Origin of the sequence: Kothea flammea, from assembly GCF_052161645.1 — a bacterium.
GTDB lineage: Bacteria > Planctomycetota > Planctomycetia > Pirellulales > Pirellulaceae > Laterigemmans.
Window position 1 is genome coordinate 6,062,029 of the sequence record NZ_CP197414.1, and the last position, 17,908, is coordinate 6,079,936.

The 17,908-nt window shown below is 55.5% G+C and carries 19 protein-coding genes and 1 pseudogene; 13 read left to right on the top strand and 7 right to left on the bottom strand.

What is annotated here, in order from left to right; translation table 11 throughout:
- Window positions 1-83: 83 nt before the first annotated feature.
- Complete coding sequence (locus SH139x_RS22615) at window positions 84-959, bottom strand: universal stress protein (protein WP_488352035.1); 876 nt, start codon at window positions 957-959, stop codon at window positions 84-86.
- 223 nt (window positions 960-1,182) lie between these two features.
- Between SH139x_RS22615 and SH139x_RS22620 the strand changes: the two genes are divergently transcribed.
- The 11 genes and pseudogenes from SH139x_RS22620 to SH139x_RS22670 all read left to right on the top strand — a co-directional run bounded on the left by SH139x_RS22620 (window position 1,183) and on the right by SH139x_RS22670 (window position 9,014).
- Window positions 1,183-1,677, top strand: a complete 495-nt coding sequence (locus tag SH139x_RS22620) for a Na+/H+ antiporter subunit E (RefSeq protein ID WP_488352036.1) — start codon at window positions 1,183-1,185, stop codon at window positions 1,675-1,677.
- The gene (locus tag SH139x_RS22625) at window positions 1,674-1,955 is read left to right on the top strand and encodes an MrpF/PhaF family protein (protein ID WP_488352037.1); all 282 of its coding nucleotides are present in this window, start codon (window positions 1,674-1,676) and stop codon (window positions 1,953-1,955) included. The genes SH139x_RS22620 and SH139x_RS22625 overlap by 4 nt, the downstream gene beginning before the upstream one ends.
- Window positions 1,955-2,272 (top strand): annotated as a pseudogene (gene mnhG / locus SH139x_RS22630) (monovalent cation/H(+) antiporter subunit G); the annotation flags it as partial. The gene SH139x_RS22625 and the pseudogene mnhG, both read left to right, overlap by 1 nt.
- Window positions 2,273-2,309: 37 nt before the next feature.
- Window positions 2,310-2,432, top strand: a complete 123-nt coding sequence (locus tag SH139x_RS22635; RefSeq protein WP_488352038.1) for a pentapeptide repeat-containing protein — start codon at window positions 2,310-2,312, stop codon at window positions 2,430-2,432.
- Window positions 2,419-2,985, top strand: a complete 567-nt coding sequence (locus tag SH139x_RS22640; protein WP_488352039.1) for a DUF4040 domain-containing protein — start codon at window positions 2,419-2,421, stop codon at window positions 2,983-2,985. Before SH139x_RS22635 ends, SH139x_RS22640 begins: the two co-directional genes overlap by 14 nt.
- Window positions 2,982-3,419 carry a Na(+)/H(+) antiporter subunit B gene (locus SH139x_RS22645; RefSeq protein WP_488352040.1) on the top strand — a complete coding sequence of 146 codons (438 nt, stop codon included), beginning with the start codon at window positions 2,982-2,984 and terminating at the stop codon, window positions 3,417-3,419. The genes SH139x_RS22640 and SH139x_RS22645 overlap by 4 nt, the downstream gene beginning before the upstream one ends.
- A complete protein-coding gene (locus tag SH139x_RS22650) occupies window positions 3,416-3,952 on the top strand; it encodes a sodium:proton antiporter (RefSeq protein WP_488352041.1) in 537 nt (178 codons plus the stop codon). The genes SH139x_RS22645 and SH139x_RS22650 overlap by 4 nt, the downstream gene beginning before the upstream one ends.
- Window positions 3,952-5,430 (top strand): monovalent cation/H+ antiporter subunit D family protein, encoded by a 1,479-nt coding sequence (locus SH139x_RS22655; protein WP_488352042.1) that lies wholly within the window; start codon window positions 3,952-3,954, stop codon window positions 5,428-5,430. Before SH139x_RS22650 ends, SH139x_RS22655 begins: the two co-directional genes overlap by 1 nt.
- Entirely contained in the window at window positions 5,430-6,959 is a 1,530-nt protein-coding gene (locus SH139x_RS22660; protein WP_488352043.1) for a proton-conducting transporter transmembrane domain-containing protein, read from the top strand. The genes SH139x_RS22655 and SH139x_RS22660 overlap by 1 nt, the downstream gene beginning before the upstream one ends.
- Window positions 6,960-6,973: 14 nt before the next feature.
- The gene (locus tag SH139x_RS22665) at window positions 6,974-7,306 is read left to right on the top strand and encodes a hypothetical protein (RefSeq protein ID WP_488352044.1); all 333 of its coding nucleotides are present in this window, start codon (window positions 6,974-6,976) and stop codon (window positions 7,304-7,306) included.
- Complete coding sequence (locus SH139x_RS22670) at window positions 7,296-9,014, top strand: Na(+)/H(+) antiporter subunit D (RefSeq protein WP_488352045.1); 1,719 nt, start codon at window positions 7,296-7,298, stop codon at window positions 9,012-9,014. The genes SH139x_RS22665 and SH139x_RS22670 overlap by 11 nt, the downstream gene beginning before the upstream one ends.
- A gap of 9 nt (window positions 9,015-9,023) precedes the next feature.
- On the opposite strand, the gene SH139x_RS22675 is transcribed toward SH139x_RS22670, so the two are convergent.
- The 5 genes from SH139x_RS22675 to SH139x_RS22695 form a co-directional block, all read right to left on the bottom strand.
- Window positions 9,024-10,301, bottom strand: a complete 1,278-nt coding sequence (locus SH139x_RS22675) for a DEAD/DEAH box helicase (RefSeq protein WP_488352046.1) — start codon at window positions 10,299-10,301, stop codon at window positions 9,024-9,026.
- A 188-nt stretch (window positions 10,302-10,489) separates the two neighbouring features.
- On the bottom strand, window positions 10,490-10,651 hold the full coding sequence (locus tag SH139x_RS22680; protein WP_488352047.1) for a hypothetical protein: 162 nt from the start codon (window positions 10,649-10,651) through the stop codon (window positions 10,490-10,492).
- 33 nt (window positions 10,652-10,684) lie between these two features.
- Window positions 10,685-11,701 carry a DUF1559 family PulG-like putative transporter gene (locus SH139x_RS22685; protein WP_488352048.1) on the bottom strand — a complete coding sequence of 339 codons (1,017 nt, stop codon included), beginning with the start codon at window positions 11,699-11,701 and terminating at the stop codon, window positions 10,685-10,687.
- A gap of 920 nt (window positions 11,702-12,621) precedes the next feature.
- Window positions 12,622-12,780 (bottom strand): hypothetical protein, encoded by a 159-nt coding sequence (locus SH139x_RS22690; RefSeq protein ID WP_488352049.1) that lies wholly within the window; start codon window positions 12,778-12,780, stop codon window positions 12,622-12,624.
- A 31-nt stretch (window positions 12,781-12,811) separates the two neighbouring features.
- Complete coding sequence (locus tag SH139x_RS22695; protein ID WP_488352050.1) at window positions 12,812-13,828, bottom strand: DUF1559 family PulG-like putative transporter; 1,017 nt, start codon at window positions 13,826-13,828, stop codon at window positions 12,812-12,814.
- 924 nt (window positions 13,829-14,752) lie between these two features.
- Between SH139x_RS22695 and SH139x_RS22700 the strand changes: the two genes are divergently transcribed.
- Together SH139x_RS22700 and SH139x_RS22705 are read left to right on the top strand one after the other, a co-directional pair.
- Window positions 14,753-15,424, top strand: coding sequence for a hypothetical protein (locus SH139x_RS22700; protein WP_488352051.1), 672 nt, complete (start codon window positions 14,753-14,755; stop codon window positions 15,422-15,424).
- Window positions 15,425-15,515: 91 nt separating this feature from the next.
- Window positions 15,516-17,000: a DUF1501 domain-containing protein gene (locus SH139x_RS22705; RefSeq protein WP_488352052.1), complete on the top strand. Its 1,485-nt coding sequence runs from the start codon at window positions 15,516-15,518 to the stop codon at window positions 16,998-17,000.
- A 25-nt stretch (window positions 17,001-17,025) separates the two neighbouring features.
- Here SH139x_RS22705 and SH139x_RS22710 read toward each other — a convergent pair whose 3' ends face one another.
- Window positions 17,026-17,832, bottom strand: coding sequence for a zinc ribbon domain-containing protein (locus tag SH139x_RS22710; protein ID WP_488352053.1), 807 nt, complete (start codon window positions 17,830-17,832; stop codon window positions 17,026-17,028).
- Window positions 17,833-17,908 lie beyond the last annotated feature (76 nt).

Below are 17,908 nucleotides of genomic sequence, written 5' to 3' on the forward strand. Positions count from 1 at the left end.
CTTTGCACACTTACCTAGCCGAAAAAGGAGTCGATTCGGGGCGCGCCGCGTAAATTTTTTATTTATTTGCTGCGGATACCTGCTCAGCGGGCGATCCACACCGATTGATGGGCGTGACGTTGCACGTAGGCTGAGACGCTGCCGAGCAGCAAACGGGGCAGCAAGCTGCGGCCGGTGTTGCCGAGCACAATCAATTCGCTGCCGTTGGCTTTCGATTCCAGCACGATCGCCTCGCCGACGTGATCTGCCTTGACCACTTTCCCGCTGGCGTTGATGTTCGCCGCCTGCAATTGCTGCACGATTTCGTCGACGTTTTGCTGCGCATCTTGCCAGTCCTGTTTGACTTGTTCGTTGAGCAATTCCTCGCCTTCGCCCGGAAACAAGGGGAATAACGTGACCACGCCGAGCACTTGCACGTCGACCGTTTTGCGCCAGCCGAATTGCAAGAATTTTTCCAGAGCCTGCTTGGACGGCACGGAGCCGTCGTAGGCGATCGTGACTCGCAGGCGTTCAGCTGGGGGGGCATTCGCAGCCGCCGGCCTGACCGTCAACACGCCGCAGTTGGCGTGTCGCCCGACGTAGTCGCTGACACTCCCCAAGAGGATGCGGGCCACGGAGGAATGGCCCTTTGCGCCGAGCACGATCAGCTCGGCACCGATCGCTTCGGCGCGATTCACAATCGCCTGTCCGGCGTGGCCGCTGGCCTTGTGTTGGTGCAGCGTGGCGGTCGAACCCTCAAAGCAATTGACTACTTTTGTGTAAGCCGCGTCCGCAGTGCTATTGAGTTGCTCCATGAATTCCGGTAACCAAGCCCTAGTAGATGTGCTGGAGCTTACGTCGGGCGTGTTAATCGTGGTCAATACCTCAATGTCGAGGGCCTCATGATGAGGCAGTCGGCAGAGGAATTCAGCCGCTTGATATGCACAGTCCGAGCCGTCAATCGCCAGTAATGTCTTCACCGCTGTCTCCGAAGGTTGAGTTTGGCTTGCCCTCGCGCCTGACAATAAGGGCACCCCGGCAAGTTGAGGTGTGCCCCACAAAATAGGCTGTGGGCCACTCATTATCCTTGGTGAAAATGGCGGAAATAGCAAGATGGCCGCCATGTGCGGGCTGCAGAAAAAAAACGTTCAACGCTAAGATTGAAGTGCAATTTTTTCGTTCCACTTGGCAGGGATCCAGAGTGTGAAATACGCCTTTCCGTTATTCGTCGCTTTGGCGATCAACTGGCTGCTATGGTCAGGGCATTTCGACAATCTTTTTCTGCTCGGATTGGGCTTGCTTAGCTGTCTGTTCTGCACGCTCGTTGCCGGGCGAATGAAAATACTCGACGAAGAGGGGGTGCCGATTCGCTTTGGCATGAAACCCTTCACCAGCTACGGACCTTGGTTGACCAAGGAAGTGATCGTCAGCAACTTGCGAGTTTCCAAGATCGTGCTGTCGCGGAACATGGGGCTCCAGCGGCGTTTGGTGGAGGTACCCATTTCCGCCAAAACGGAACTGGGTAGAGTGTTGTTCGCCAACTCGACCACCCTGACTCCCGGCACCGTGACGGTCAAACTCGAAGCGGACACCGTGCTCGTGCACGCCCTCTGCCTGCCCGAGGACGAGGAAGCGCTCGAGGGAGAGATGGGCAGGCGAATTCGGGAGATGGAACCGAAAACGGGAGGCAAAGCATGAGCCTCGGTTTATATACCATCCCAGCACTGGCAATTTTGGTCACGATGTTGTTGGCGCTAATTCGCGCGATGCTTGGGCCGTCCGTGTTTGATCGCGTGTTGGCAATCAATATGTTTGGCACCAAGACGGTGTTGTTTATCGCCGTCGTCAGTTTCATGACCGGTCGCACCGACTTCCTGGACTTAGCCCTGCTCTACACGCTGATGAATTTCATCGGCATGGTGGCGCTGCTGCGATTCACCGAGCACGGCACCTTCGGCGATGAGGTGGGTGGCTAATGGAGATTCCTCAGTTGATCGAATGGATCTGTTTCATTGCCAGTTGGGGCTGCCTAGTCAGCGGAGCGGTATTCTCCCTGATCGGCGGGCTGGGCATTTTGCGACTTCCAGATTTCTATTCGCGAATGCACGGCGGCGGCATCACCGATACGCTCGGCGCTGGATTGCTGATCGTCGGTCTGTTGTTCCAGGCTGACTCCTTTCCGGTGGGCTTTAAACTAGTGGCGATTTTGTTTTTCCTCGCCGTGACCAGTCCCAGTTCGGGGCACGCCCTGGCACGCTCGGCGATGAGCCACGGTTTGCTGCCACAATTAGACACCCCGTTCAAGTCGCTGGCCACTTCCACCTCCGCAGATGCACCCGCCAGCTCCGCCGGGCCTGCACAGCAATCTGTCTCGGGCCAATCTGTCTCGGGCCAATCTGTCTCGGGCCAATCTGTCGATCCACCTGGAGGCAAGCCGACATGATCGGAATTGATTTAATTGTCTTGGCGCTGTTGGCCACCACGGCGATCGCCGTGGCCAGGCTGCGCGATCTATGGGCGGCGGTGATGTTCACCGGCATCTATAGCTTTCTGTCAGCCAGCTGGATGCTGCTGCTCGACGCTCCCGACGTCTCCTTTACCGAAGCGGCTGTCGGTGCTGGCATCGCCACCGTGTTGATGCTCAGCACCCTGGCCCTCACCGGTAAAGAACAAAAACCGTTGCCACGATTTCCGATCCTGCCATTGCTGGTCGTCAGCGTGACAGGAGCAGCGCTGATTTACGGCACGCTCGATATGCCTCCGATCGGCAGTCCCGACGACCCGATCCACTTATATCCCGATCCGGGCTTTGTGGAAAAATCGATGGACGATATGCACGGATTGCCAAACGTAGTGACATCGGTTTTGGCCAGCTATCGAGGCTACGACACGCTGGGTGAAACGACCGTCGTATTGACCGCCGGGATCGCCGTGTTGTTAATTCTCCGCGCCGTCGGCGAGACCAAAGCCACGAACCATTCACGCCTTAGCGAGTCAGGGCCATGAAAGCATTCCCTATTATTCGCATCATTTCCAAACTGCTCATTCCTTACATCTTGTTGTTTGGATTGTATGTGCAGTTTCATGGCGACTATGGACCAGGTGGCGGCTTTCAGGCAGGCGTCATTTTGGCGTCCGCCTTTATTCTGTATGGTCTCGTGTTTGGCTTGCAGGAAACTCGCAAAGTCTTTCCGCCGCGGGCTGTCGAGGTCTTTATGGCGCTCGGCGTCCTGCTCTATGCCGGAACGGGTGTGGCAACCATGTTGTTAGGTGGAAATTTCCTTGACTACGATTACCTGGAACATCATTTCTACCCCACGATTCTGCCCACCGGTCAGCACCTGGGCATCTTTCTCGTGGAGATCGGTGTGGGGCTGACCGTGACGGCCGTGATGACGATGATATTCTATACTTTTGCTGGCAGGAAACGGCTACTATGAGTGTCAGCCAATTTCTTGGACTCTACAATTATTGGATTGTCGTCTTCCTGATGATGACTGGCTTCTATATTGTGATCTCCAGTCGCAATTTGGTAAAGTCAATCATTGGGCTGAACATCTTCCAAACGTCCGTGTTTTTGCTCTACATATCGATGGGTAAAGTGAACGGCGCCACCGCGCCGATCATTCCTCCCAGTCTGGTCGCCGGGCACGCCGCCCATGGACCAGTCGATGAGCACGCAGCCGATCATGCCTCAGATCATATTGCAGACAAATCACCCGCCGGTGGGCTGGAGCAGGATGGGGATGAGGCACATGAGCATGCTGTAGCTCACGGCGATAGCAAGCTGCAGCGGGCGATGGCCAGTGGCGAGATCACGTTCTCGAATCCCCTGCCGAGCGTGTTGATGTTGACGGCAATTGTCGTCGGGATCGCCACGACGGCATTAGCGTTGGCTCTGATTGTGCGTATTCGCGAAGACTACGGCTCAATTGAAGAAGATGAGATTTTGGAATTGGATCGGAACTCGTAATGCTAGAACACTTACCGGTCCTGATTATCGTAGTGCCGATGATCGCTGCTGCCTGTTGCGTGCTCCTGCGGCATGACCAAGTGACCTACGTCGTCGCTTTGTTGGTCGCCTGGGCCTGTTTTGCCATGTCTATCCAGATGGTGATCATGGTCCACGACAGTGGCCCGTTACACTATGAGATTGGTGGCTGGGCACCCCCTTATGGAATTGAGTATGTCATTGATTCGCTAAGCTCCTTTGTGATCATGTTCGTCACGGGAGCGGCGGCGATCGTGCTGGCTTATGCTCCACGCAGCGTCAAGCACGAGATTCCGCTACAGCAACGCTATCTTTTCTACGCGACCTATTTACTGTGCTTAACCGGTCTACTGGGGATGTGCGCCACCGGTGACATTTTTAATTTGTTCGTGTTTTTGGAGATTTCATCCCTTTCCTCCTATGCCTTGATCAGCTTGGGCGGGACCCGCCGCGCACCGCTGGCCGCGGTTCAGTATTTGATATTAGGGACCATTGGTGCCACCTTCATTTTGATCGGCATCGGCCTGCTCTATCAGATGACCGGCACTTTGAATATGGCCGACATTGCCTCGCGAGTGGACGTGGTCGGCGGGCCGCGGACCGTGTTGGTATCGTTTGCTTTTCTCACGATCGGGCTGTTTATCAAAATGGCCGTGTTTCCGCTGCACACGTGGCTTCCCAACGCCTACACCTACGCCCCCACCGTGGTGACTTGCTTCATTGCCGCCACCGCCACCAAAGTTTCGGTATACGCCTTCATTCGCTTGATTTACGGCATCTTTACTCCCGATTTCGCCTTCCAGCAGTTGCCGCTGCAAAACATGCTGCTGGTGTTTGCCATGATTGGCATTTTCTCAGCCTCCTTGGCGGCTATTTTTCAAGAAAATGTCAAACGATTATTGGCTTTTTCCAGCGTTGCCCAGATCGGATACATGTTGTTGGGTATCAGCATGGTGAACGAGGATGGGATGACTGGTGGAATCGTACACATGTTTAACCACGCCTTGATTAAAGGTGGGCTATTTATGGTGGTTGGCTGCTTTGCGCTGCGAATCGGCTCAACCCATCTCAGCGAGTGGAAGGGGGCCGGCCGCACGATGCCTTGGACATCGATGGCTTGGGTGCTCGGTGGATTGGGGTTGATCGGCGTGCCGCTGACCGCAGGATTTATTAGCAAATGGCTACTGCTGACCGCTTCGATGGAGACGGGCAGGTGGGGAGTGGCCGTGCTAATGTTGCTCAGTTCCTTGCTGGCCGTAGTCTATGTGTGGCGAGTTGTTGAGATCTTATATTTCGCCACACCTGATCCCGAAAAACCACGCCCGACCGAAGCACCCTTAGCGATGTTGATCCCCACTTACTTGGTGATCGGGGGTGTCTTTGCTTTTGGATTCATGACGACTTATTCAGCCGGGCTGGCACGGCAAGCTGCCGTGGCAATCTTGAGTGGAGCCTTTTGATGACATCTCCGGAAAATCTAATCTGGATTGCGCTGGCTTTACCGCTGCTGGGTGTCGGCTTGGTGTTTTTGCTTGGGAAAGCACCCAACGCGCGTGACGCCTCAAGCCTAGTGATTGGGCTGCTGACCTTGCTGGCGGTGTGGAGGTTGTCAAGCTTTGTGTTTGCTGGAGAACGCCCCACATGGGATTTGGGGGATTTGTTGCCCGGCTTTTCACTGACTTTTCAGGTGGAACCGCTGGGGATGATGTTTGCCCTAGTGGCTGCCAGTTTGTGGATTTTGACGACCGTCTACGCGGTCGGCTATATGCGGGGACACCACGAGCATCATCAAACTCGCTTCTTCGCTTGTTTTGCCGCGGCGATATTTGCCGCTTTGGCCGCCGCTTTCTCGGCAAACTTGTTTACCCTGTTTATCGCTTACGAAGTGATGACAATCAGCACCTACCCGCTGGTCACCCATCACGGCACGGCCGAAGCTCGCAATGGCGGACGGGTCTATTTGGGAATTCTCCTATTTACCTCGATCGCCTTCTTTATGTTGGCAATCGCCGGCACTTGGTTCATTGCCGGAACGCTCGACTTTCGCTTGGGTGGAATTCTTAGCGAGCCGTTGGCTGCGGGCCGAACCAGCAATGGCCAATTAACTATTTTGTTGGGCTTGTTTGCTTTTGGCATTGGCAAAGCCGCACTCATGCCCTTTCATCGTTGGTTGCCAGCCGCGATGGTCGCTCCGACTCCGGTCAGCGCCCTGCTGCACGCTGTGGCGGTGGTTAAAGTCGGAGTTTTTTCTTTGCTGAAGGTGGCGGTGTATATCTTCGGTATCGATCTCTTGCAGACAACCGGGATCAGCATCTGGTTGAGTTACTTGGCTGGCGCGTCCATTGTGATCGCTTCGCTGGTGGCAATCACAAAAGATAATCTCAAAGCCAGGTTGGCATACTCGACGATCAGCCAATTGGCCTACATCACGCTGGGAGCCGCCTTGGCCACGCCCAACAGCATCCTCGGAGGTGGTATGCATATTGTTATGCACGCCTTTGGTAAGATCACGCTGTTCTTCGCCGCCGGGGCAATCTACGTCGCGACCAATAAAAAATATGTCAGCGAGCTGGATGGCCTGGGCCGAGCGATGCCTTTCACCTTTGGAGCTTTCTTGCTGGCCACGATCAGCATCATCGGTTTGCCGCCCGGCGGTGGCGCTTGGAGCAAATGGTTTCTCGCCGTGGGGGCGGCCGAAACACATCAATATTGGCTGATCGCGGCGCTGATGATCAGCTCGTTGTTAAACATTTTCTACTTGATGCCGATTCCGATTCGGGCGTTCTTGCCGGGCAAACTACCGGCCAAATCGGGAAACGACGACAGTCCCCCGGAGGCTCAGACCATCAAAGAAGCGCCATGGATGTGCGTCGTTCCGCTGTGCATCACGGCCGTGGCGACGGTCGTCTTGTTTATCTTTGCTGACACAATCTACCAACTACTGTTCCCGATCGTGGCCACAGGCCTGCCCGCGAGCAGTCGTCCCTAACGACTCAATCCCTTATGGCTGCAAAACAAAACCGTCACTCCCAGCGAGGGCCGCGCCCAGCAGGCAAGGCCACCGCAAGTAAACACCGTATTGGCAACGACAGCGGGGCGCCGACGTGGTTTGAACGTCCCGGCAACATTCGGGGCATGATTATTGGCTTGGTCGTGGTCTGTGTAGGACTGGTCGTCGCAGATTTATTCTACGAAAACCCGCATCCTCATTTCGATCTCGAGATGACTTTTGGTTTTCAAGCATGGTTTGGCTTCATCGCTTTTGTGATCATCGTTTTCCTCGGTCGTTTGCTGCGGATTCTCGTTCGTCGTCCAGAGGACTATTATGATCGTTAGCCTCATTGAGCAGATTCCGCCCGGCTTGATCATGGTCGTCGGCGCGTTGCTGGTGGCCGTGTTTCCCCGCCGCTTGCAAGCGGTTTCGGTGCTGGCGTTGTCTTGCCTCAGCCTGGTCTGTTTTCTTTACGCGCCGCAAGGAATTTCGTCAGTTTGGAATTTCTTAGGGGCCTCCATTGAGATCACGCGGATCGATAAGATCAGCCGCCTATTTGGGATCGTATTTCATCTTGCCGCTATCTTGGCAGCGATCTATGCGCTGCATGTCCGTGATGCTCGGCAGCACGTCGCAGCGCTAGCCTACGCCGGTGCGGCGATCGGCGCGGTGGCGGCTGGCGATCTGCTGACCCTGTTTGTTTATTGGGAACTGACCGCTGTGACCAGCGTGTTTCTGATCTGGGCCAGCGATCGGGAAGGCTCGTTCCGAGCCGGCATGCGGTATTTGATTATTCAAGTTGGTTCGGGTGTGTTGCTGCTCTCGGGAGCCATTATTCGGTTTGTGGAAACTGGCTCGTTAAAGTTTGAGAGTTTGCTAGGAGAAACGAGCGAACTGAATCTCGCCAGCAGTTTGATTTTGTTGGCGTTTGGGATCAAAGCTGCCTTTCCTTTACTGCACAATTGGCTGCAAGACGCTTATCCCGAGGCGAGTCCCACGGGCACAGTATTTCTCAGCGCGTTCACGACGAAGTTGGCGATTTACGCCTTGGCTCGTGGCTTTGCCGGCTTTGAACCGCTGATCTATATCGGTTGCGCAATGACGCTGTTCCCGATTGTGTTCGCGGTCATTGAGAACGATCTACGACGCGTGCTGGCTTATAGTCTCAACAACCAATTAGGTTTTATGGTTGTGGGGATCGGGATCGGTACGGAATTGGCACTCAATGGTGCCTTTGCCCACGCTTTCAGTCACATCATCTACAAGTCGTTATTGTTCATGTCGATGGGGGCCGTGTTGTATCGAGTTGGTACGATTAAGGCGACCGAGCTGGGTGGGTTACACCGCTCGATGCCCTGGACGACGCTGTTTTGCATCGTTGGTGCGGCGGCAATTTCTGGTTTTCCACTGCTCAGTGGATTCATCAGCAAATCAATGATTATCACAGCGGCTGCCGAGGAACATCAGTTCTGGGTGTGGATCATCCTGCTGATTGCCTCCGCCGGTGTGATGGAGCACTCGGGGATTAAGATACCTTTCTTCGCTTTCTTTGGGCACGATTCGGGCAAACGCGTTGAAGAAGCGCCTTGGAATATGCTGTGCGCGATGGCAATCGCAGCCTTTCTTTGCATCGCCCTGGGTGTGGCTTACCCGGTGCTATATGGGATGCTCCCTTACCCCACGGACTATCATCCCTACACGACGACCCACGTGGTAACGCAATTGCAGCTACTGATGTTTGCCGCCTTGGCTTTCGTGGTGCTAATGAAAACGGGATTGTACCCTGATGAGAAACGCGCCACGAACCTTGATACCGATTGGATCTACCGCCGCTTGCTGCCAGCCCTGATTCGCGGAGGAGCGACGCCGGTGCGAGCCGGCGGTCGTTGGCTGGAAGCGTATGGAGGGCAAGTCACCGAGCGGCTTTGGAAGTCGGCCGAGCGTATTTTCGGAGTGCATGGGCCGCTGGGAACGACTTGGTCGACCAGCGTGATGACGTTTTGGGCCACTTTTTTGCTGGCAATTTGCCTCGTCGTCTACTACCTGCAGTAAGCAACCCGCTTAGGTTGGTTTGCGAAAACGTTTTCTCGAGCGTTTTACGCCACCGCGGGGCTGGCCGCCACGACCTGCTGCTATCGGCTGCTTACCTTTGCCTGGCTTGCCCTTGCCAGGTTTACCTTTGGTCGGAGTCGCAACGGGTCTCGCCAGCGGGTCGGTGGTGTCGGCGATCAGCGTGATCTTCTTTTTTAGATGCCGCTCGATCTTGGTGAGTTGCTCGCGTTCATCAGGTGAGCAGAACGAGACTGCCACCCCCACGGCACCCGCCCTGCCAGTACGGCCAATTCGGTGCACGTAGGTTTCAGGAGCTGCTGGCATGTCGTAGTTGACCACATAATCAATGCCAGTCACATCAATTCCGCGGGCGGCAATGTCGGTCGCGACCAGGGTGTCAATGTCACCACTTTTGAATTGTGCCAAAGTCTTTTGACGGTTGGACTGCGACTTGTTCCCGTGGATTGCTCGGGCTTGAATGCCCGCTTTCTCCAAACGTTTGACGACCGCATCGGCTCCGTACTTGGTGCGGCTGAAGACCAGCGTGCTGGCGGGTGGCCGATTTTGGAGGAAATCAGCCAAGAGGTCTGGCTTTTGCTTCTTTTCGACCAGGTAAACTTGCTGCTCAACAAGCTCGGTCGCAGTTCCGGCGGGAGCGATTTGAATCGATACCGGGTCATGCAATAATTGCCCGGAGAGGGCGCGAATCGGCGGCGGCATGGTTGCTGAAAACAGCAAAGTCTGACGTTTGGTCGGCAACCGCTTGGCAATCCGCTGGACATCGGGCAAGAAACCCATGTCGAGCATCTGATCGGCTTCGTCCAAAACAAAGACTTCGACATCTTTTAGATCAACGTAACCTTGATTGATCAAATCCAACAGACGTCCCGGGGTGGCGACCACGACATCAACACCAGCTTCCAGTTCGCGAGTCTGCGCTCGCTGGCCAACGCCGCCGAAAATGGTGGTCACACGCAGCTTAGTGCCCTTCCCATAGACGTGAAAACTGTCGCTGATCTGCGCGGCCAATTCTCGCGTGGGCGAAAGCACCAAGGCGCGAATCCAACGTTTGGCTTTTTTGGGAATCGGGTCCGAAAGCAGTAAATCAAGAATGGGTAACGCGAATGCGGCAGTTTTACCCGTGCCCGTTTGAGCACAACCCAAGACATCACGTCCTTGCAAGACAACCGGAATGGCTCGCTGCTGGATGGGAGTGGGAGTTGAGTAACCAGACGATTCGACCGCACGGAGGATGGGCTGAGCCAGTCCAAGATCGGCGAATTGCATGTAAGAAAATGTCCCTAAGAAGGTTTGCAGCGATCGGCGTCACATCGAAAGGCGACATAAGCCACAAAGCCACTATACCATAGTATAAAAAAAAGCGAAGGATCCATCTAGGATGAATCCTCCGCTTCCTGAATCAAATCGATCAATTTGCCCTGTGCAGAACGCGCGTGCGCGCTGCCGCAAGCTGATTACTCGACCATTGGTGGGGCAGACATGCCGCCGTTACCGTCTCCTGAGCCGACAGCTGCTGGCTCGGCTGGAGGCGCGAACTGCTCCGGTTGCGAAATCTCAGTCTCGCCACCGCAACCAGCGAAACAGAGCAGCACTGCAGCTAACAACAACAATCTCATAGCAAGCCTCGGAAGGTCAAAATAATCGATGAACTAGTTAGGAATCTGAGCCACTTGGCCGTCAGCCATGGCCGACAAGTGGATCAACAACTGGGCGTCAATCGTCATGCTGATCGGCTTGACAGCTCCGTCACACATGGTGAACTGGATAATGTCGGCCGGGTGCATGCTGCTGAAGCGGAACCACTGCTTGGAGTTGCCCAAGTTGTACACGGGGCGGTGCCACTCGGTGAATTGAGGACCCATGTTCCAGCTGAACGACCATTGACGGTCAACGGCCAACACGGGATCTCCCCACAAACCAGTTACTTCACCAAACAGGAAGGTGCTGGATGTTCCGTCACGAACGTCGCGGAAACCAGTCTTGCTGCGGCTGTAGAAAACACCCTTGAAGCGATCGCGGCTGGCGATACCAACACCCAATTGACCAGCCGAGCCCAAGTAGTTGGTCTTGCCCAGCGCATCAGTTACCCAACCTTGCATCGTGCAACCACTCGGTGTGGTGTAGATCTCAGTCGCACAAATGTTGGTGAAATCAGGGTTGTCTGAAGGACAGACCAGCGAAGAAATCCCGAATTGCAGTTGGTCCCAACAGCTCTCTGCAGGGTAAGCTCCGTCGACCCAGCGACGATAGCGCCAAGCTTCCGTAGTGGGAACGCCAGTTCCGCCCTTGTCGACATTCAAGTCACGCTTCTGCGACCAGAGTTGGTAAAGCTGAGTCGCTTCCATGTACGGGAACAAGTAAACCAAGTGGCCCGTGTAGCTGTTGGTATCGGTCTTCCAACCCGCAGAGGCTGCGAACTCGTTCTTGAAGGTCCCTTGGAAACCCGGGGGAAACTTCTTGGTGGCCGATTCATGGTTGTGAACCGCCAAACCAAGCTGCTTCATGTTGTTCTGGCAGCTCATCCGGCGTGCCGCTTCACGAGCCGCTTGCACGGCCGGTAGCAGCAAACCAACCAGAATGCCGATGATCGCAATGACCACCAACAACTCAACCAAGGTAAAACCTTGGCGAGTACGAACTGTTGACTCAGGTCGTACATCCCGCATGTGTATCACCTCTAAACAAAATGATGAAAAATCCTGCCGTGGACGTCCCGTCGGTAACACCGACTGATAAAAACGACTGCAACTGCTGCCAAGCAACCGCTCGGAGCGGCGAATTCACAATAAAGCAAAATTAAGGGAATGACGTTTGCCACCCGCGAAGGGGAGCGTGAACTCGTCGGCGACAGTCAAGTATCGCTCGGTCCTAAATGCCAGCCCGCAGCCAAAAGAGGCTAGCGACTGACGCCAGAAAGCGAGCGGTTCCAAGACACCCTCGAATTCTAAGTAGATTTGCAGGAAATCAACTAGAATTTTAGGAATTTTCGCGACCGGAAACGCAAGATATCCCTTGATGCGCCGTTTTAACTTTTAAAACGAGCATTAAGGGCGGTTCGTTTCCCGCTAGATTTATGAAGAAATTCCCTCGCAACGGAGATTTGTTTAACCAAATCAACATCTCGCGGCGCGATTTGGTCACATTTGGGAGGTCAGCAAGCGATTTCGCCATTGCTAACCCCGCCGAAAGAGTCGCTTGTGAGGAAGGTAAATTTCTTAATGTCCAGTGGTGATGAAGCATCGACTAGGCAGGCAACTGAGGCAGCCCCTGCGGATATATCTCCCGTCAACAGAAGAAGGGTTTTGGCAATAAACGAGAAAATTCGTAGAAACCGCGGAACAAAAGTACTAAGAGCACCGTTACACTGTGTATGCTACGCGTGGTTGAGGTTGAAACGATTAGCTTCTACCGTCAATCCAATCCTTGACCACCGGCCGCCCTGCCGGACGACCAGGTGGAAAAGGTTAGACATGTTCAGCCAGCCCGTTCTAAGCTCGGCTTACCAATTACTTGAAATGCAACAGACCAAGCGACACTGCCGATCTGCCGAGTATGCAACGCTCGAAAGCGTCACCGCATGTGGTGATTACTCGACCATTGGCGGAGCGCTAACGCCACCATTGCCATCAGTTCCGGTCGCCGCTTCTTCTGCTGGTGGAACATATGTCTCTGGTTGGGAGATTTCTGTTTCCCCACCGCAACCGGCGAAGCAAGCGAGAACAGCGGCTAACAAAAATAGTCTCATTGGGTTCCTCGAAAACAGAACGATAGACAGGTTAGTTAGGGATCTGAGCAACTTGACCATCAGCCATAGCCGACAAGTGGATCAGCAGCTGGGCATCGATGGTCATGCTGATCGGCTTCACAGCACCGTCACACATGGTGAACTGGATGATGTCCGCAGGGTGCATGCTGCTGTAGCGGAACCAGTGCTTTTGGTTACGCAAGTTGTAAACCGGGCGGTGCCATTCGGTGAATTGAGGGCCCATGTTCCAGCTGAACGACCACTGACGGTCAACAGCGAGAACCGGATCGCCCCAAAGGCCAGTGACTTCGCCGAACAGAAATGTGCTCGAGGTGCCGTCTCGGACGTCACGGAAACCGGTTTTACTACGGCTATAGAAGACACCCTTGAAGCGATCGCGGCTGGCGATACCAACACCCAACTGCCCGGCCGAGCCGAGATAGTTGGTCTTGCCAAGCGCGTCGGTCAACCAACCACGCATCGTGCAACCGGAAGGAGTGGTGTAAATCTCAGTTGCGCAGATGTTGGTAAAGTCAGGGTTGTCCGAGGGGCAAACCAGCGAGGAAATGCCGAACTGCAATTGGTCCCAGCAGCTTTCCGCGGGGTAAGCACCCTCGACCCAGCGACGATATCGCCAAGCTTCGGTCGTGGGCACGCCAGTTCCGCCCTTGTCGACGTTCAAGTCACGCTTCTGCGACCAAAGTTGGTACAACTGGGTCGCTTCCATGTAGGGAAACAAGTACACCAGGTGCCCGGTGTAGCTGTTGGTGTCTGGCTTATAGCCAGCCGACGCGGCGAATTCGTTCTTGAACGTGCCCTGGAAACCCGGGGGAAACTTCTTGGTGGCCGATTCATGGTTGTGAACCGCCAACCCAAGCTGCTTCATGTTGTTCTGGCAGCTCATCCGACGAGCAGCCTCACGAGCCGCTTGCACGGCCGGCAGAAGCAAACCCACCAAAATACCAATGATCGCGATGACCACCAGCAACTCCACCAAGGTAAAACCTTGGCGAGCACGGACTGTTGTCTCAAGTCGTGCGTTCCGCATGTGAAACACCTCAAAAAATGATGAAAAATCTTGCCATGAATGTCCCGCCAGCAAACACCGGCTAATAAAAACGACTCCAACGTTACACAGGCTGCCGCTTGCGACGGCGTATTCACAATGATGCAAAAAAAAGGGAATGACGTTGCACCCCGCTCGGGGGCGTGAATGCCTAGACGTTGAAATTAACGCACACGTGCCTCACCCCCTTCTGCGGTTCTGCGGTCGGGGGTATTGCTGCATGCGCTTTCACGACACACTCAAATCCTAAGCAAGTTTCAGAAAACTCAACTACTTTTTTGAAGTTTTTTCTTTTTTCTCGCGATACCTTCCCTTAACGGCGGCGCATCAGCAGCTTCGGGGCTTCTAAGGGCGATGATTGCGCCGCAAAAAATAGGGTCGTTTTTACACTCGATTGGATTTGGTTAATCGAATCTGAGCGCTGAATCCCGATTTCAGCCCGTTGGTGCCTCCGGGCCGCAATTCCTGCCCCCCGTTTGTTCACATTCCGGCGAGTCATTCGCCAAATCAGGGGGTCGCGTCGGATTGTCTCGTCCGTTGTTTATTTTCAGCCTGTTTTTGATGTAGCTTCGTTGAATTTCGAGCTGATTGGGGACGAATTCTGGCTCGACGCCAGGCGGTTCAACTTGCTGTGACGGCTCCGGCCGAAGAGTTCTCTATGAACGGGAGGAGAGCTCGTCAATTACCAGCCCCCATCCTCAGCAATCTTATGTTTCGCATTCTGGCCAGCAGATTCTCCGCAGCTGAAGATTTTCTTCATGTTGAAGAGGAAATGACCTCAAGCTCACAAACGGGTCTTCAACGTGGTGCAAGCCGGTCAAGTGCCAGTGGCAATTGGTTGTCAGTCGGCAAAAAGTCGCTGATCGCAGTTGTTGGCGTATTTGCTGGCTGTTTGCCCATGCCTGGATGCTGGCGAGCCTTCGCCGAGGAGAGTTTCAGTGGTGGTTAAGCGAAGCGGGGCCGATCGAAATGGCCTCGGGTTGGGGATATTTGACGATCGGCTCTGGGTTGATTGCGTTTTCCTTGCTGAAGTTCCTGGGCATGCCTGTGCGCCCCCCCCGCAGCTCGCACAAGTGCTCTGCGGCAACTTCTCAGTCGCTTCGGCAGGGAGCGGGTGCCAGCCATGCGATGCTCGGTTTGTGCTTGGTCTTATTGGCTTGCCGTGAGTTTGATTGGCTCAAACTGTGGACCTCCGGCGGGATTATGAAGCTCAGTTCCTATTTCGATTCCTCGGTGGCAATTCCCGAGAGACTGCTGGCCATCGCGGTGATGGGGCTGATCGGTTGGCTGTTAATCGCCACTATCTCACGGCACTCGCGGGCATCTGTCGCCGATCTGCTAGCGGGCAAATCAGTGTCCTTGCTGGTTGCTGTCGGCCTGTTGTTGCTGCCAATCTCAAAGGGACTCGACTCCAGCCGACGCGTTTTCAGCTCACTGGGCGCTGAGCTTCCCCAGGCCACGCAGATGCCGGTGGTTGCCACCGAAGAGTTGGTCGAACTGGCGATTCCAGCCTGCATCCTGGCAGCATGTCTGCTTGCCCTCATTCCGTTGCGGCGTTTGCGACATCTTCTCCGCTAGCCAATTCGTGCTTAACGGTTGGAGATCGGGTATGCTGAGAGTTGATAATCGGCCACGCTTAGAGTCTCCCCCCCTTCGTTGCAGGTGCATCATGGCTCGACTCCAGTCCGGCTCGCCCACGCCTTGGCAACATAATCCATTATCCCGACGCCAAGCTTTGCAAGCGGGTGCGATTGGGATTCTCGGTTTAGGGATGAACCATCTAGCCGGCCTGCGTGATGCTCGGGCTAGCGGGAGCGAAGGAGCCAGCGGGAGCGAATTGCCTGCCGGTAAGGCGAAATCGTGCATCTTTATATTCCTCTCTGGCGGCCTAGCACAACACGAGAGCTTTGACATGAAGCCGCTGGCGACTGACAGCGTGCGAGGCGAGTTCAGCCCGATCGCGACCAAAACGCCCGGGCTGCAGATCTGCGAGCACTTGCCGCTGCTCGCCCAGCGGAGTGAAGCGTGGGCGATCTGTCGTTCGCTGACCCATCAGTCCAACGAACATTCCGCCGCGCATCACATCATGCTGACGGGGCGCTCGCAGTTGCCAACTGGTTTTAGCCCCAACCAACCGAGTCGCAGCGACCACTCGGCGATTGCTGCGATTGCCGGTCGGGCCACCTTGCCGCGAAATAATCTACCGCCGGCCGTCGTGTTGCCGGAGCGTTTGGTCCATTCCAGCGGCCGCATCATTCCCGGCCAAGACGCTGGTGAGATGGGTTCGCCTCACGATCCATGGATGATTCAGGCTGCCCCCTTTCACAACAAAGCCTACGGAGCTTTTCCGCAGTACAGTTTCGATCATCAACAGCGGGGAGTGGCCGATGAACGGATCTTTCAGGCTCCTCAGTTGAGTCTCCCCGAGGGACTGGGACTGCGGCGCATCGAAGGCCGTTTGCAGTTGCTCGAAAGCCTCCGCCGGCAGCGTCAAGCGTTGGCCGGTTTTGCTGAAACGGAAAAATTCGATCGGCTTCGGCAGGGCGCGATTTCTTTGCTCACCGACAGCAAGATTCAGCGGGCCTTGGATGTGACCCGCTCGAACGATCGGGATCTCGAACGATACGGCAACAACGCTTTCGGTTGGTCGCTGTTGATGGCCCGGCGGTTGGTCAGTTCGGGCGTCAATTTGATCCAGGTCAACCTGGGTAACAACGAATCGTGGGATACGCACGGCAACGCTTTTCCGCACTTGAAGGACAAGTTATTGCCGCCGACCGATCGGGCCCTCTCGGCACTGCTCGACGATCTCGCCGCGAGCGGCGAATTGGAGGAGACGCTGGTGGTGGTGGCGAGCGAATTTGGGCGGACGCCAAAAATTTCGCTGCTGGAAAAACACTATAAGTTGCCTGGACGCGATCACTGGGGCGCCGCCCAATCGGTGCTGTTTGCCGGTGGGGGCGTTCAGGGAGGTAACGTCATCGGCTCTACCGATGCGATCGGAGCTTACCCGGCATCCCAACCCGTCACGCCAGAAGACTTTGCCGCCACGATTTATCACGCGTTGGGGATTCCCGCGACGGCGGTCTGGCACGATGCGGAGGATCGTCCGCATCCGATTTATCACGGACAACCGATCGCCGGACTCTGCTGAGTTTTCTCAGGCTTTCCGCAACTGGCTATTTCCCCAACCAATCGGCGACTGCCAGGCCGAGCCCGCTCAGGGTGGTGAAAAAGCCGAGCGTGTAAACCAAGCCGATGACCGGGTGCTCACCCAACTGTCCAAGAAACTTGTGGTACAAAAACAGCGTTACCAAGCCGTCGCCGACCGACAACATAAACCCTTTGATCACCAACCAGATGCGGGCGATCCCCTGCACAATCAAGCCGCTGATGATGCAGCCCCAGACGATGTTTTTGTTGGCAGCGTAACCTTTGATCGTACCGGCAAAGCCCGTCGCGTCGGAGCCAGCGTTGGCCGCGTTGACGATGGTAACTGCCGCGAACGAGAAGAACCCCAAGAACACCAGCATGATCAACAGAAACCACCAGGGCATGCCAACGTTTGTGGTCCGCCGCTGCATTTCATCGTCAGCGGCCATCGACATTACCGCCTCGTCGAGTTGACGATGGCCGTACTTCGAAGCTTGCGCGGCCGCCTCCTCATGCCCGGCCAAACGCTGGCCGGTTTGCAAATTGGTACCACAGTGGGTACAGAGCACGGCTCCGGGTTTCAGTTGGCCGCCGCAACTGGGGCACGCTGGCCCGGCAAACCCAGCGATGCCTTCCTCGTCAAACAATCCTCCCAGCCCCAAATCGGCTGGCGTTGCCGCAGTCGCGGTTGAACCCGGTTGCGCCGCTCCACTCGCAGTGCGCCCGCCCGTCGTCGCAGTCCGCGTAGCCGCGCTGGTCGCCGGCACGCGAATGCCAGTCTTGCAAGCGGGGCAACGCACCGCTTTCCCAGCGAACTCGTCTTTCACGGTCATCGTCTTGCCACAAGAGCAATTAACGCGAATCGGCATCGTTCAACCAAGCCACTGTCCAAGGTTTCGTCGTGCTGCA